The sequence below is a fragment of the Cellulosimicrobium sp. Marseille-Q8652 genome, from assembly GCF_965112045.1.
Genome location: NZ_CBCOPS010000001.1, coordinates 1,313,323 through 1,328,254 on the forward strand (window position 1 = coordinate 1,313,323; position 14,932 = coordinate 1,328,254).

At 75.6% G+C, this 14,932-nt stretch carries 10 protein-coding genes; 7 read left to right on the forward strand and 3 right to left on the reverse strand.

The annotated features are described in order from the left end of the window. Window positions 1–247: 247 nt before the first annotated feature. From ACWPWV_RS05705 to ACWPWV_RS05715, 3 genes are all read left to right on the forward strand, one after another. Window positions 248–1,621: a glycoside hydrolase family 6 protein gene (locus ACWPWV_RS05705; RefSeq protein ID WP_454041968.1), complete on the forward strand. Its 1,374-nt coding sequence runs from the start codon at window positions 248–250 to the stop codon at window positions 1,619–1,621. 102 nt (window positions 1,622–1,723) lie between these two features. Continuing rightward, entirely contained in the window at window positions 1,724–3,283 is a 1,560-nt protein-coding gene (locus ACWPWV_RS05710; protein WP_454041969.1) for an arylsulfotransferase family protein, read from the forward strand. A 74-nt stretch (window positions 3,284–3,357) separates the two neighbouring features. Continuing rightward, entirely contained in the window at window positions 3,358–4,998 is a 1,641-nt protein-coding gene (locus ACWPWV_RS05715; protein ID WP_454041970.1) for a family 10 glycosylhydrolase, read from the forward strand. 115 nt (window positions 4,999–5,113) lie between these two features. Here ACWPWV_RS05715 and ACWPWV_RS05720 read toward each other — a convergent pair whose 3' ends face one another. Next, window positions 5,114–6,352, reverse strand: coding sequence for an SH3 domain-containing protein (locus ACWPWV_RS05720; RefSeq protein ID WP_454041971.1), 1,239 nt, complete (start codon window positions 6,350–6,352; stop codon window positions 5,114–5,116). Window positions 6,353–6,511: 159 nt separating this feature from the next. Between ACWPWV_RS05720 and ACWPWV_RS05725 the strand changes: the two genes are divergently transcribed. Then, window positions 6,512–7,834: a CoA transferase gene (locus tag ACWPWV_RS05725; RefSeq protein ID WP_454041972.1), complete on the forward strand. Its 1,323-nt coding sequence runs from the start codon at window positions 6,512–6,514 to the stop codon at window positions 7,832–7,834. Between the two features lie 6 nt (window positions 7,835–7,840). On the opposite strand, the gene ACWPWV_RS05730 is transcribed toward ACWPWV_RS05725, so the two are convergent. Continuing rightward, a complete protein-coding gene (locus ACWPWV_RS05730; RefSeq protein ID WP_454041973.1) occupies window positions 7,841–8,797 on the reverse strand; it encodes a Ppx/GppA phosphatase family protein in 957 nt (318 codons plus the stop codon). Between the two features lie 117 nt (window positions 8,798–8,914). On the opposite strand from ACWPWV_RS05730, the gene ggt reads away from it, so the two are divergent. Next, window positions 8,915–10,855, forward strand: coding sequence for a gamma-glutamyltransferase (gene ggt / locus ACWPWV_RS05735; protein WP_454041974.1), 1,941 nt, complete (start codon window positions 8,915–8,917; stop codon window positions 10,853–10,855). A gap of 21 nt (window positions 10,856–10,876) precedes the next feature. Here the strand turns inward: ggt and ACWPWV_RS05740 are convergent, their stop codons facing one another. Next, window positions 10,877–12,241, reverse strand: a complete 1,365-nt coding sequence (locus tag ACWPWV_RS05740; RefSeq protein ID WP_454041975.1) for a glutamyl-tRNA reductase — start codon at window positions 12,239–12,241, stop codon at window positions 10,877–10,879. Window positions 12,242–12,291: 50 nt separating this feature from the next. On the opposite strand from ACWPWV_RS05740, the gene hemE reads away from it, so the two are divergent. Beyond that, a complete protein-coding gene (gene hemE, locus ACWPWV_RS05745) occupies window positions 12,292–13,416 on the forward strand; it encodes a uroporphyrinogen decarboxylase (RefSeq protein ID WP_454041976.1) in 1,125 nt (374 codons plus the stop codon). Then, window positions 13,413–14,870 carry a protoporphyrinogen/coproporphyrinogen oxidase gene (locus tag ACWPWV_RS05750; protein WP_454041977.1) on the forward strand — a complete coding sequence of 486 codons (1,458 nt, stop codon included), beginning with the start codon at window positions 13,413–13,415 and terminating at the stop codon, window positions 14,868–14,870. The genes hemE and ACWPWV_RS05750 overlap by 4 nt, the downstream gene beginning before the upstream one ends. Window positions 14,871–14,932: the final 62 nt, after the last annotated feature.

Here is a 14,932-nt window from a genome sequence, read left to right on the forward strand (position 1 = left end):
TGTCACGAACCTATGGACCCTCGACCCGCCGTTGCCCACGACGTCCTCAGGGCTCGCCGAACACGACCTCAGGGCCGGCCGAGCACGACCTGAGGGTCGCCATCCTCTCCATAACGACCTTCAGGTCGTGCTCGGCTGCGGGCCGGACACCGGCCGTCCGGATCCGAAACGTTTCGGCACTGCAGGGCCGCGCGCGGCGTGCCTACGGTGGCGACGTCCCTGACCCCGAGGCGACGGAGCCTTGACCATGAGACCCACCCTTCGCGCGGCCCGCCGCGGCTCGCGCACGACGACCCTCGCGACCGTCGTCGCGACGGTCACCGCGCTCACCGCCACGGCGGCGATCGGCACGACCCTCGCGAGCAGCGCCGCGGCCGCGCCCGGCGCGTGCGCCGTGGACTACCGCGTCACGAGCTCGTGGGGCGGTGGCTTCCAGGCCGCCGTGACGGTGACCAACCTCGGCTCCGCACGCCCCGGCTGGGAGCTCGCGTGGGACGTCCCCGCCGGCGAGGGCATCAGCCAGCTCTGGAACGGCGCGCTCGTGCGGGACGGCGCCCACGTCACGGTCGGCGACGTGGGCTGGAACGGGCAGCTCGCGACCGGCGGCAGCGCGTCCTTCGGCTTCGTGGGCACGGCCGTGTCGGCCCCGGTCGTGCCCACGAACTTCACGCTCGACGGCGTCGCGTGCGGCGACGACGGCCCGCCGCCCGACCCCGACCCCGACCCCGACCCCGACCCCGACCCCACCGAGGAACCGACCGAGGAGCCCACCGAGCAGCCGGGCGACGTCACGTTCCACGTCGACGAGACGTCCCAGGCCTGGGAGGCCTGGCAGTCGGCGTCGGGCGCCGACCGCGACCTGCTGGCGAAGATCGCGCTCACGCCGCAGTCGTCGTGGGTCACGGACCCGGACGCGCAGGTGTCGCGCGCGAAGGTCGCGGCGTACACGGGGGCGGCGGCCGCCGAGGGCGCCACGCCCGTGCTCACGGTGTACGCGATCCCCGGGCGCGACTGCGGCTCGCACTCGGGCGGGGGCACCGCAGAGGCGGCGTACCGGAGCTGGGTCCAGACCGTGGCGTCGGGCATCGTCGGCGAGCCGTGGGTGGTCCTCGAGCCGGACGCGCTCGCGCAGCTCGGCGACTGCTCCGGCCAGGGCGACCGTGTCGGGATGCTGCGCGACGCGGCCCGGATCCTCACCGACGCCGGTGCGCGCGTCTACGTCGACGCCGGCCACTCTGCGTGGCTCAGCGCGTCGGAGACCGCGGCACGGCTGCGGCAGGTCGGCCTGGACGACGCGGTCGGGTTCGCGCTGAACACGTCGAACTACCGCACGACCGCCGAGTCCCGGGCGTACGGCGAGCAGGTCTCGGCGCTGCTCGGGGGTGCGCCGTTCGTCGTGGACACGTCGCGCAACGGCAACGGCAGCAACGGCGAGTGGTGCAACCCGCGCGGCCGGGCGCTCGGCGAGCGGCCCGCGGCCGTCGACGACGCGACCCACCTCGACGCGCTCCTGTGGGTCAAGCTCCCCGGCGAGAGCGACGGGTCGTGCAACGGCGGCCCGCCCGCCGGCCAGTGGTGGCAGGACGTCGCGCTCGAGCTCGCGCGCAACGCGGACTGGTAGGCGCGCCACCGGTCGGGCCGGCTCGCTCGGCGGGCCGGCCCGACCGACCGGGCATGGGCCCGCTGCCTGGCGACTCACAGGTCGGTGCGCGACGCTCGGAGGATGCACCGCAGGACCCGCCACCTCGTCGCCCTCACCGCCACCGCCGCCGCGACGGCGCTCGTCGCGAGCGCCTGCACAGGCGCCGAGGGGGGCCGCGACCCGGCGCCCTCCTCGTCGTCCGCCCCGACGGCGCAGGACACGGCCGCGCAGGAGGCATCGCCCGCGGTGCACCGGTTCCGCTCGACGGACCTCGTCGCCCCGGTGCTCCCCGTGACCCGCGGTCCCGCGGCGCCGGCCGAGGACGCCGACGCGCTGTACGTCCTCGGCCCGAAGAGGAGCGAGGCGCCGAAGAAGGGGCCGCTGCTCGTCGACGCCGAGGGCGAGCCGGTGTGGATCGCCCCGGAGGACACCGCGGCGTACGACGTCCGGGTCCAGGAGCTCGACGGCGAGCCGGTCATCACGTACTACGTCGGGCACTCGGACTTCGTCGGGCACGGTTTCGGGGACATCGTCGTGCTCGACACGTCGTACACGGAGATCGCACGCGTGACGACCGGCGGCGACGTCGGGCCCGGCAACGCCGACATGCACGACGCGACGATCACGCCCGAGGGCACGATGCTCCTGCTGGCCTACGTCGCCGAGCAGACGGACCTCACGCCGGTCGGTGGCGACGAGGACGGCTGGGCGTGGGAGAACGTCGTGCAGGAGGTCGACGTCGAGACCGGCGAGGTCCTGCTCGAGTGGCGCGCGTCCGACCACGTCGAGCTGACCGACACGAAGGCCGACCCCGACGCCGACCTGGACGCGCCGAAGGGCTCGGAGGACGACCCGTTCGACTGGTTCCACGTCAACAGCGCGAACCTCACGCCGGACGGCGACCTCCTGCTCTCGGCGCGCAACACGCACGCCGTCTACCGCGTCGACCGGGAGACGGGGGACGTCGAGTGGGTCCTCGGCGGGACGTCGAGCGACTTCGCCATGGACGGCGACGACGACGGCACGGGCGCGCAGTTCGCGTGGCAGCACGACGCCCGGCTGCACGACGACGGCACGCTCACCGTCTTCGACAACCAGGCGAACCCGCCCGTCGGCGAGCGGTCGCGGGGGTTGCGCCTCGACCTCGACACGGACGCCATGATCGCGACGGTGGCCCAGGAGTGGCTGCCCACCGACCCCGGGCTGCTCGCCGGGAGCCAGGGCAACCTCCAGGTGCTCGGCAACGGGAACGTCGTGATCGGGTGGGGCGACGCGCAGCTCACGAGCGAGTACACCGCCGACGGCACGCTCGTGCGGGAGCTCCCGCTCGAGGCCGGGGAGTCCTACCGCGCGTACCGGTCCGACGGCTGGGTCGGCACGCCCGCCGAGCCGCCGGCCGTGGTCGTCGACGGCGGGACGGCGTACGCGAGCTGGAACGGTGCGACGGAGGTCGCGTCGTGGCGCCTCGTCGCCGGCTCGTCGGAGCAGGACGCCGAGACGGTCGCCGAGGCGCCGCGCGACGGCTTCGAGACCGCGCTGGCCCCGGTGCCCGACGGCGCGGCGTACGTCGCGGTCGAGGCGCTCGGCGCGGACGGGGAGGTGCTGGGCACGGGGGTGGCGCCTACCGGCGAGGAGGGCTGACGGAAACCTTCACAGAGTGCCGTCGTTGTGAAAGTATCTTCCATACAGGCTCGTCCGACCGGAGGATCACAGCAATGACGCTCAACGCCCCCACTCCCGCACCGTCGACCCCGGGACCCGCCGGCGTCGGCCGCCGCCAGTTCCTCACGCTCGCGACCGCCGGCGTGGCGGCGAGCACGCTCTCCGTGACGGTCGGCTCCCTCACCCCGGCCGCCGCGCTCACCGCACCCGCCGGCACGACGCGCGCCGCGGCGTCGGGCACGGTCGCGCCGCGCAAGCGCGAGCTGCGCGCCATGTGGATCTCGAGCGTCGTGAACATCGACTGGCCGTCCGCCGCAGGCCTGCCCGCCGAGCAGCAGAAGGCCGAGCTCCTCCACTGGCTCGACGTCGCGGCCGACTTCCGCCTCAACGCCGTGTTCGTCCAGGTGCGCCCGACCGCCGACGCGTTCTGGCCGAGCCCGCACGAGCCGTGGTCGCAGTACCTCACGGGCACGCAGGGCCAGGACCCCGGCTACGACCCGCTCGCGTTCGTCGTCGAGGAGTGCCACCGGCGCAACCTCGAGATCCATGCCTGGTACAACCCCTACCGCGTCTCGATGCAGGCCGACCCCGCCCGGCTCGTGCCCGACCACCCGGCCCGGCGCCATCCCGAGTGGGTGTGGGCGTACGGCGGCAAGCTCTACTTCGACCCCGGGCTGCCCGCGGCGCAGGAGCACATCAAGACCGCGATCCTGCACAGCGTCGAGCACTACGACATCGACGGCGTCCACTTCGACGACTACTTCTACCCGTACCCCGTCGCGGGCCAGACGATCCCCGACGCCGAGACCTTCGCGACGCACGGCAGCGGGTTCGACCGCGTCGAGGACTGGCGCCGGCACAACGTCGACGAGTTCGTCCGGAGCATCTCCGCGCGCATCAAGCAGACGAAGCCGTGGGTCAAGTTCGGCATCAGCCCGTTCGGGATCTGGCGCAACGCGTCGACCGACCCGCGCGGCTCGGAGACGGGCGGCTCCCAGTCCTACGACATGCAGTTCGCCGACACCCGCAGGTGGGTCCTCGAGGGCTGGCTCGACTACATCAACCCGCAGGTCTACTGGCAGTTCGGGCTCGCCGTCGCCGACTACGCGAAGCTCGTCCCGTGGTGGGCCGACGTCGCGGCGCGGTCCGGCACCCACCTGTACGTCGGCGAGGCCCTGTACAAGGTGACGTCGGGGGTCTTCACGGACCCGGCGGAGCTCTCGAACCACGTCACGTTCTGCCACGAGCAGGACGACCCCGTCCACGGCAACGTGTACTTCTCGGCGAAGCACGTCCCCGCGGACCCGCAGGGGTCCATGTCGCGCGTCCGCGCCGACCACTACCGCCACCCCGCCCTGGTCCCGGCGATGCCGCACCTGCCCGGGACCCGCGTACGCGTTCCCCTGCTCACGGCCGCCCGGCGGGCGGCCGACGGCGTCCGGCTCCACTGGAACGACGCGGGGCCGCGCCGGACGGCGGCGACGTCGTTCGCCGTCTATCGTGTCGAGGGCGACGCGCACGCGATCGACGTGGAGGACCCTGCCAACCTGGTGGCGACCGTCCGCAGCAGCGGGCACGTCGTCCAGGACTGGACGGACGGCTCGGCCGTCGAGGGGACGTCGTACACGTACGCGGTGACCGCGCTCGACCGCCTGTGGAACGAGTCCCGGCCGAGCCGCGTCCGCTCGGTCTGACGAGCTCCGCCCCCGGCCCGCCGGGGGCGGTTCCTCCTCGCCGGAACTGGGGCCGCGCGAGGAGGGCCTCCGACGGCGCGTGGTCGCTGGGTGCACCACGCGCCGTCGGGCAGGGTCAGCGCGGCTTCGTCACGGACAGGTACGCCGTCGAGACGTAGCCCGTCCGCGTCCCCACCGTGACCTTGAGCCAGCCCTTCGAGGCCGTCCCCGCGTGCTTCACCGCCGTCCCCCGGGCGAGCTTCGCGACCACCGCCGAGGACGTCGTCGGCGCGGCCCGCAGGTTGAGCACCGACGCCGTCACGTACGACGTCGCCGCCTTCGGGGGCGCGGGCTTCGGCGCGCTCGCCGCCGGGGCGGTCGTCGTCGTGTACTGCGCCGAGACCCAGCCGGTCCGGCCCGCGGTCGTGACCTTGAGCCAGCCCCCGGACGTCGACAGCACGGAGAGCTTCGTCCCCCTCGCGAGCCGCGCGAGGACCGCGGAGGAGGTCGTCGCCTGCGCCCGCAGGTTGAGCGAGGTCGCCGTGACGTACCGCGTCGCCGCGGGTCGCGACACGGGGGCGGCGGCCGCTGCGGGCTTGTTCGGGCCGACGTACGCCGCCGAGACCCAGCCCGTGCGCGAGCCGTACGTGACCCTGCGCCAGGACCCCGAGCCGTCACCGGGCTTGGCGACCACCTTCGCGGACCGCGGCACCACGGCGAGGACGGCGGCCGACCCGCTCGCCGCGGCCCGGAGGTTGACGTTCGCGTTCGCGTAGTACGTGCACGACGACGGCGTCGTGCGGGTCGCGACGCGCGTCGCGCTCTGCGCGAGGTCGATCCCCCGGGCTCGCAGGAAGGGCAGCGGGTCGGCGTGCGTCGCGCCCGACCCGTAGGTGCCGTTCCACACCTCCAGGTGCAGGTGCGGCGAGGTCGACGTGCCCGTCGACCCGACGTCCGCGATGCGCTGGCCGGCGGCGACCTTCTGGCCGGGGCGCACGTACCGGTCGCCGTCGATCACGTGGCCGTAGACCGTCGACACCGGCTTCCCGGCGATCGTGTGCTTGACGACCACCCACTGCCCGAAGCCGCTCACGGCACCGGCCTTGAGCACGGTCCCGGCCGCGACGGCGTTGATGCGCGTGCCCGACGCGGCCCCCATGTCCTGCCCCAGGTGCCACGTCGAGGCGTTCGCGACCGGCATGCACCGCGGACCGTAGTACGACGACAGCGAGTACGTCCGCGCGCCCAGCGGCGACACGACCGAGCTCGCGGCGCTCGCCGACGGCGCCACGAGGACCGCGCCGAGCCCCGTCGCGAGCGCCACGGCCATCGCGACCCGCACCCTGGCGGACCAGCCCCTGACGATCCTTCCCATACCTGCCCCCTGCTGAGAAATCATGACTCTCCCGGCGTGTCGGATTGACACGCTCTCCAGCACGGTACGTTCGCGGGGGCGGGAGCACCACGTGGACGGGCGTCCAGCACCTCCCGGTACCGGGGTGCCGCGCCGGAGGACGCGTCGTACGGTCGTCCCGTGGACGGGACGGCGTCGTCGGGCGCGCAGGGGTACCTCGCTGCCACGCTGCCCGTGCTCGCGCTCGCCCTGGGCTCGGTCCGCGCCGTGGGCGAGGCCGTCGCGCGGGCGACCGGCACCGCTCCAAGCGCGCCGCCCGACCCCGAGCGCGTCGCCGCGGCGTTCACCAGCGACCGCCTCCTGCGGGTGGACGGGACGCCGGTCGACGGCTTCGCCCCGCTGTCCGGCTTCTTCCGGGCGTCCGACGGCTGGGTGCGCACGCACGCCAACTACCCCCACCACCGCGAGCGCCTGCTGCACCTCCTCGGGCTGCCCGACGACGCGTCGCGCGACGACCTCGCCGACCGCCTCGCGCGGTGGTCGGCCCAGGACGTGGAGGACGCCGCCGCGGACGCCGGGGCCGTCGCGGCACGGGTCCGCACGGAGGCGGAGTGGGGCGCGTGCGCGGGCCGCGGCGCGGGCTCGGCGGTGCCCGTGCGGACGGAGGTCCGGGACGACGCCGGGCAGGGCAACCCGCTCGCGGAAGGTCCGCGCCCGCTCGACGGCGTCCGCGTCCTCGACCTCACGCGCGTGATCGCCGGGCCGGTCGCGACGCGCACGCTCGCGCTCCTCGGCGCCGACGTGCTGCGCGTGGACTCCCCGCGGCTGCCCGAGATCGGTCCGCAGCACGTCGACACCGGGCAGGGCAAGCGGTCGACGCTCCTCGACCTGCGCGACGCGGCCGACCTCGCACGCGCCCAGGGCCTGCTCGACGTCGCCGACGTCCTCGTCACGGGCTATCGCCCCGGCGCGGTCGAGGCGCTCGGGCTCCGGCTGCCCGACGGCGTCGTCCGGGCCCGCGTCGCGGCGTGGGACGACGGGCCGTGGGCACGGCGGCGCGGGTTCGACTCGATCGTCCAGGCGGCGAGCGGGATCGCGCTCGTCGAGGGCTCGCGCGACGGCACGGCGGGGCCGCCGGGCGACGCGACGCCCGGCGCCCTCCCGGCCCAGGCCCTCGACCACGCGACGGGGTACCTCGTCGCGGCGGCCGTCGTGGACGCGCTCGCCGACCGCGCGGCGGACGGGCGCGGTCGTGACGTCGACGGCGCGCTGGCCCGCACCGCGTCGGCGCTGCTCGCGGCTCCCGGGCGCGACCCCGCGCACGACGTGCCGCGCGCGCCCGGGGCGCGGTGCGTCGTCGGGCACCGCGTGCCGCTGGACGACCGTGAGGTCGACGTGGTCACCGCGCGGCCCGCGGTCGGCCCGATCGGTGGCGAGCGGGTCGACGACTACCCCGCACCGGCGCACGCGTGGGGGTCGGACCCGCCGCGCTGGAGGGCCTGAGCGCCGTCAGATGTGGTCGAGCCGTCGCAGGATCGCGCCCTCGCGCAGCGCCCACGGGCAGATCTCCAGCTCGTCGACGCCGAGCGCGCGCATGGTCTCGACCGCGACGACGCCGCCCGCGACGATCTGGGCGGTGCGCTCCGGCGTGACGCCCGGCAGAGCGGTCCGCCCCTCGGCCGTGAGGCGCGCGAGCCGCGGTACCCAGTCGGCGAGCTGCGAGCGCCGCATGCGCCAGCGCTCGTCGGGCCCGACGACCTCGACCTGCATGCCCGCGAGCCGCGCGAGGGACCGGAAGGTCTTCGACGTCGCGACGACGTGGTCGGGCGCGGGCACGGCCGCGAAGGCCGCGACCGTCGGCCGGAGCGCGGCGCGCACGTGCCGGCGCAAGGCGTCGACGTCGGCCGCGGTCGGGGGGTCCGTCGGCAGGTACGCCATCGTCATGCGCCCCGCGCCGAGCGGGACGGACGCCGCGAGGTCCGGCTCCTCGTCGACGCCCGACGCGATCTCGAGCGAGCCGCCGCCGATGTCGAGCACGAGGAGCCGACCCGCGGCCCAGCCGTGCCAGCGGCGCGCGGCGAGGAACGTGATCCGCGCCTCGTCCTCGCCGGACAGCACCTGCACGGGCTGCCCGACCCGCTCGCCGATCGCGGCCAGCACCGCCGGGCCGTTCGTCGCGTCCCGGAGCGCGGACGTCGCCATGGGCAGCATCTCGTCGACGTCGGACTGGCGCGCGAGCACCATCGCGTCGTCGACCGCGGCGAGCATCGCGGCGACGCCCTCGTCCGACAGCGACCCGTCCGGCTGGAGGTAGCGCATGATGCGCACGACCGTCCGTGCCCCCGCCGTGGGGACCGGGCGCGCGCCGGGCGCGGCGTCGACCACGGCGAGGTGCACGGTGTTGGAGCCGATGTCGAGGACGCCGAGGCGTGTCGTCCGGCGGCCGGTCGAGCCCGTGGTCGTCACGAGCACCGAGGCTACTCGCGCCGGACCGCCCGTGGGGGAAGGGCTCGGCGCGCGAGGTCCGTCGCTCTGCGCGACGGTGAGGGGACGAGGATCCCTGCTCACCGAGGGAAGACGACCATGGACCACCGCAGCTCCGTCCGTCCCGGCTCCCGTAGTTCCGGCCACCGCAGTACCGGTCGGGCTCGTCGCGGGGCCCGAGCCCTCGCCGCGGTCGCCGCCGCGACGCTCGTCGCGACGACCGCCGTCGCCGGGAGCGCCTCCGCGACCACCGACGTCGCGGGCGACGACACCGACAGCCGATCGCACCCGGGGTGGCACGGCGGGTGGCATGACCGGCGGGAGAAGGTCCCGACCGCCGTCGGGTACGGGGGTGCCGTCAGCACCGTCGACCCGGAGGCCAGCCGGGTGGGTCTCGACGTGCTGCGTCGCGGCGGAAACGCCGTCGACGCCGCCGTGGCCACCGCGGCCGCCCTCGGCGTCACCGAGCCGTACAGCGCCGGGATCGGGGGCGGCGGCTTCTTCCTGCACTACGACGCGCGGACGGGCGCGGTGTCCACGATCGACGGGCGTGAGACGGCGCCGGCGGACATGCCGCGCGACGCGTTCATCGACCCGGAGACCAACGCGCCCTACCCGTTCACCCCGGAGCTCGTCACCAGCGGCGTCTCTGTCGGGACGCCCGGCACGCCGGCCACCTGGGAGACCGCGCTCGACGAGTGGGGGACGTACTCGCTGGGCAAGGCGCTGCAGCCCGCGACCGTGCTCGCGCTGCGGGGCTTCGTCGTCGACGAGACGTTCCGCCAGCAGACGCTCGACAACGCCGAGCGCTTCGCCGCCTTCCCCGCGTCGGCCGAGCTGTTCCTGCCGCGCGGCGACGCCCCGCGCGTCGGGACCCGGTTCCGCAACGTCGACCTCGCGAAGACGTACTCCCTGCTCGCGCTGCGCGGCACCGACGCCTTCTACGAGGGACGCCTCGCCCGCGAGATGGTCCGCGCCGTGCAGGCCCCGCAGACCAGCCCGGACACCGACCTGCCCGTGCCGCCCGGCTACCTCGACCTCGACGACCTCGACGGCTACGAGGCGCTGGTGCAGGACCCGACCGTCTCCGACTACCGCGGGTACGACGTCTACGGCATGGCGCCACCGTCGAGCGGCGGCTCCACCGTGGGCGAGGCGCTGAACATCCTGGAGACGTTCGACCTCGCCGGCATGTCGGACAGCGCGTACCTGCACCACTACCTCGAGGCCAGCGCCCTCGCGTTCGCCGACCGCGGCGCGTACCTGGGCGACGCGGCGTTCGTCGACGTCCCGCTCGACACCCTGCTCTCCGACGAGTTCGCGGCCTCTCGCGCGTGCCTCGTCGACCCGGAGGCCGCTGCGCCCAAGCCCGTCGCGGCCGGCGACGTCGACGCGTTCGACGCCGCGTGCGGCGAGGCGGACGCTCCGCAGCGCGACGACACGGAGAACGTCTCGACGACGAACCTCACCGTCGTGGACCGGTGGGGAGACGTCGTCGTGTACACGCTGACGATCGAGCAGACCGGCGGGTCCGGGATGGTCGTGCCCGGCCGCGGGTTCCTGCTCAACAACGAGCTCACCGACTTCTCGACCGTGTGGGACGCCGACGACCCGAACCGCATCGAGCCGGGCAAGCGACCGCGCTCGTCGATGGCACCGACGCTCGTCCTGCGCGACGGCGAGCCTGTGCTGGCGCTCGGCTCCCCCGGCGGGTCGACCATCATCACCACGGTGCTGCAGACGCTGACCAACCACCTCGACCGGGGCATGCCGATCGACGAGGCGCTCGCCGCGCCGCGAGCCACCCAGCGCAACACCGCGGCCGTCATCGCCGAGCCGGAGTTCATCCAGGCATACGGCCCGGGGCTCGAGGCGTACGGCCACACGCTCGTGCCGTCCGGCGACTCGTTCACCTCCGCCGCGGAGATCGGTGCGGCGACGGCCGTGCAGATCGGCCCCGACGCGCTGCTGACCGCCGTCGCCGAGCCGCAGCGCCGCGGTGGAGGCTCGGCGCTGGTGCTGAAGCCGGTCAGGAACTGACCCGGGTCCGCACGACGGCTGTCAGCCGACCTCGGCGTCGGCCTCCGCGATGAGGGCCTCGGCGTCGGCGACGACCCCGCGGACGGCGGCACGCGACGCCTCGACCGCCTCCGCGCGCGCGGCGACGATCGCGCGGTGCAGGTCGGCGTGCACCCGGCGGCGGACGCCGCGCGCGATCTCCTCGACCTCGTCCTCGCCCGGGAGGTCGCCGTCGGCGCGGCGCAGCGCGACGACGTCGTCGACCTCGGCGCGGACGCGGCGCTCGGCGTCCTGCAGGAGCGCGACGACCGCGGTGTCCGCCGCCCGGCCGAGCCGCGTCTCCTCGAAGGCGCGCGCGGCGTCGCCGACGATCGCCCGTGCGTGCGCGACGAGGTCGGACGCGACGGCGGGCGAGCGGGCGGCGAGCGTCGCCAGGTCGTACAGCAGCACGCCCTCGACGTCGGCGACGTGCGGGTCGACGTCGCGGTGCAGGGCGAGGTCGAGCACGACCGTGGGCCGCGCGCCCGGCTCGTCACCGGCCGCGACGGCGGCCCGCTCGCGCGCCCGGACGACGGACGCGGCGTCGAGCACGTGCTCGATGGCCTGCTCCCGGCGGGTGCCCGTGGCCTCGGCGACCGCGCGGCCGCGCGCGCCGCTGCACGACACCACGAGGTCGGCGTCCTCGAGGGCGGTGACGAGGTCGTGCACGGGCTCGACGCCGCGCGCCGCGGCGAACTCCTCGGCGCGCCCGGACTGCGAGTAGACGCGCACGTCGTCGCACCCGAGGGCGCGCAGCGCCGCGAGGCTCGCCCCGGCGTAGGAGCCGGTGCCGATGAGGACCGTGCGGACCTGGTGCCACGGCGGCAGCTCGGCCGCGGCGAGCTCGAGCCCCAGCGCGACGACGGAGCGGCCCGCGCCGCCGAGCGCCGTCTCGGTGCTCACGCGCTTCGACGTGCGCGACGCGGTCTGGAACAGCAGCTCGAGGGTGGACGACGTCACGCCGTCGGCGTGCGCGGCCTCGAGAGCGCGCTTGACCTGCCCGGCGATCTCGCGCTCCCCGACGACCATCGAGTCGAGGCCCGCGGCGACCGCGAAGAGGTGCTCGACCACCTCGTTGCCCGCCCGGGCGCGGAACGACGTCGCCGCCTCGACGGCGTCGACCCCGGAGGCCTCGGCGACGAGCCGGGCGACGTGCTCGGTGGCGTGCCGCACGCCCGGGCCGTCGAGCGGGGCGTCGACGTCGAGGTACAGCTCGAACCGGTTGCAGGTCGCCAGGACCACCGCACCGGTGATGACGTCGCAGGCCGAGACCGCGGAACCGCCGATCGACTGGGCCCCGGTCGAGAGACGTTCCAGGGCGTCGAGGTCGAGCTCGTGGTGGCTGGCCGTGAGAGAGAGAAGAGCCACAGTGCCTCCGATTTAATCATTCCCCCAGGAGAGAGGCAGAATCGGTAGCTGTGATTCCTGTCGCGCTTTCCCCCGACCACCCGCTCCTCGACGGCCGCACGGGCAATTCCTCCCTCGTGCGCGCCCTGCGTGCGGGCACGCACGGGGAAAGGCCGGAAATCACACCCGTGTGGTTCATGCGCCAGGCCGGCCGGTCGCTGCCCGAGTACCGCGCGGCCCGCGAGGGCGTGAGCATGCTCGACTCGTGCCTGCGCCCCGACCTCGCGTCGGAGATCACGCTCCAGCCGGTGCGCCGCCACGGCGTCGACGCCGGGATCTTCTTCTCCGACATCGTCGTCCCGCTGCGCCTCGCGGGCGTCGAGGTCGACATCGCGCCGGGCGTCGGCCCGGTGATGGGCCAGGCGTACCGCACGGCCGACGACGTCGCGCGCCTCGTCGAGGCCGAGCTCACGCCCGAGGCGCTCGCCCCGATCACGGAGGCCGTCGGGCTCACGGTCGACGCGCTGGGCGGCACACCGCTCATCGGCTTCGCCGGTGCGCCGTTCACGCTCGCGGCCTACCTCGTCGAGGGCCGCCCGTCGCGCGACCACCTCGCCGCGCGCGCCCTCCTGCGGTCCGACCCGCAGACGTGGCAGCGCCTCGTCGACTGGGCCGCGGACCTCGCGGGCACCTTCCTGCGCGCCCAGGTCCTGGCCGGGGCGAGCGCGGCGCAGCTGTTCGACTCGTGGGCCGGCTCGCTCTCCCTCGCGGACTACCGCCAGGGGGCCGCCGGCGCGTCGACCCGCGCGCTCACGCACGTCGCCGACCTCGGCGTTCCGGTGGTCCACTTCGGCACGGGGACGGGTCATCTCCTCCCCGCGATGCGCGACGCCGTCGCCGCGGCCGGCGTGCAGGACGTCGTCGTGGGCGTGGACTACCGCACGCCGCTCGACGAGGCGTCGCACGCGCTCGGCGGGACCGTCCCGGTGCAGGGCAACATCGACCCCGCGCTGCTCGCCGCGCCGTGGGACGTCCTGGAGGCGCACGTGCGCGACGTCCTGCGGCGGGGCGCCGCGGCGCCCGGCCACGTCGCGAACCTCGGCCACGGCGTCCCGCCCGACACCGACCCGGACGTCCTGACGCGCGTCGTCGAGCTGGTGCACTCCGTGCGCGCCACGGAGGGCGAGGCGTCGTGAGCACCGCGCCGACGACGCCCGGCTCCCCCGGTCCCGCCGGCCCGCACGGGCCGGAGGCGGCGGACGCCGTCGTCGTCGGCGCCGGCGTGGCGGGCCTCACCGCCGCCCGGACCCTGCGCGAGCGCGGGCTGCGCGTCGTCGTGCTCGAGGCGGGCGCGTCGGCGGGCGGGCCCGTGCGCGGCGACCACCTGCCCGGCCTCGACGGGCTGCGGATCGACGTCGGCGCGGAGTCGTTCGCGGCCCGCGGCACGGCCGTCGGCGAGCTCGCCCGCGCACTCGGCCTCACGGTCGTCGAGCCCTCCGACGCCGCGGCCTGGGGCTATGCCGGAGGCCGTGCGTTCCCCCTGCCGCGGGCCGGCGTCCTCGGCATCCCCGCGCACCCGTGGGCTGCCGACGTGCGGCGGGCCGTGGGCGTCGCGGGCTCGCTGCGCGCGAGCCTCGACCGCGTGCTGCCGCGCCGGCTCGCCGAGACCGCGACGCTCGAGTCGTTCGTGCGCTCCCGGATGGGCACGCGCGTCACGGAGCGGCTCGTCGCCCCCGTCGCGACCGGCGTGCACTCGGCACCGCTCGACCGGCTCGACGTCGACGCCGTCGCGCCGGGCCTGCTCCCCGCGTTCGAGCGCGAGGGGTCGCTCGCCCGCGCGGTCGCGTCGCTGCGGGCGCTCGCGCCGGCGGGCTCGGCGGTGCGCGGGGTCGACGGCGGGATGCACCGGCTCGTGGAGTCGCTCGCCGCGGAGGCGGACGTGCGCGTGCGGCACGAGGTGGTGGACCTCGCCCGGCGGGACGACGCCCGCCCGGACGGCGGCTGGGTCGTGCGCGCGACCGGTCCCGACGGCCCCGTCGAGCTCGTCGCGCCACGGCTCGTCGTGACGACGCCGACGGTGGTCGACGCGCTGGGCCCGCTCGTCGGTGGCCCGGCGGACCTCCTGCCCGACCCCGAGCCGGGCGCGGACGTCCGTCTGGTCACCCTCCTGCTGCGGGCGCCCGAGCTCGACGACGCCCCGCGCGGCACCGGGATGCTCGTCGCCCCGCCTCACCGCGACGCGGGCCGAGCGACCCGCCGGCCCGACGTCGAGGCCAAGGCGATGACCCACTCGACCGCGAAGTGGCCCTGGCTGCGGGCGCGGGTCCGGGACGCCGTCGGGCCGGGCCACCACGTGGTGCGGCTCAGCTACGGGCGCCTGGGCGCGACGACGGACCCCGACCTGGACCAGGTCGTCGCCGACGCGTCGCGCCTGTTCGGCGTGGACCTGCACGGGCGCGTGCTCGGTCACCTCGTGACACGGTGGGACGGTGCGCTGCCTCCGCCGACCCCCGCCTACCGGCGCGAGGTCGCGGCGTTCACCGCTCGCGTGGCCGACGTCCCGGGGCTCGGCGTCACGGGCGGGTGGATCGCCGGGACAGGGCTCGCGGCGATCGTCGCGCACGCCCAGGAATGCGCAGGAAATGTGTGAGGCAAACCTCACCAGGAATGCGGGCGCGAGCTCCTAGGTGACACCTTGTCCGCATCGTCGTG

Coding starts and splice junctions, on each gene's coding strand:
- ACWPWV_RS05705 (WP_454041968.1), top strand. CDS start 248: ATGAGACCCACCCTTCGCGCGGCCCGCCGCGGCTCGCGCACGACGACC.
- ACWPWV_RS05710 (WP_454041969.1), top strand. CDS start 1,724: ATGCACCGCAGGACCCGCCACCTCGTCGCCCTCACCGCCACCGCCGCC.
- ACWPWV_RS05715 (WP_454041970.1), top strand. CDS start 3,358: ATGACGCTCAACGCCCCCACTCCCGCACCGTCGACCCCGGGACCCGCC.
- ACWPWV_RS05720 (WP_454041971.1), bottom strand. CDS start 6,352: ATGGGAAGGATCGTCAGGGGCTGGTCCGCCAGGGTGCGGGTCGCGATG.
- ggt (WP_454041974.1), top strand. CDS start 8,915: ATGGACCACCGCAGCTCCGTCCGTCCCGGCTCCCGTAGTTCCGGCCAC.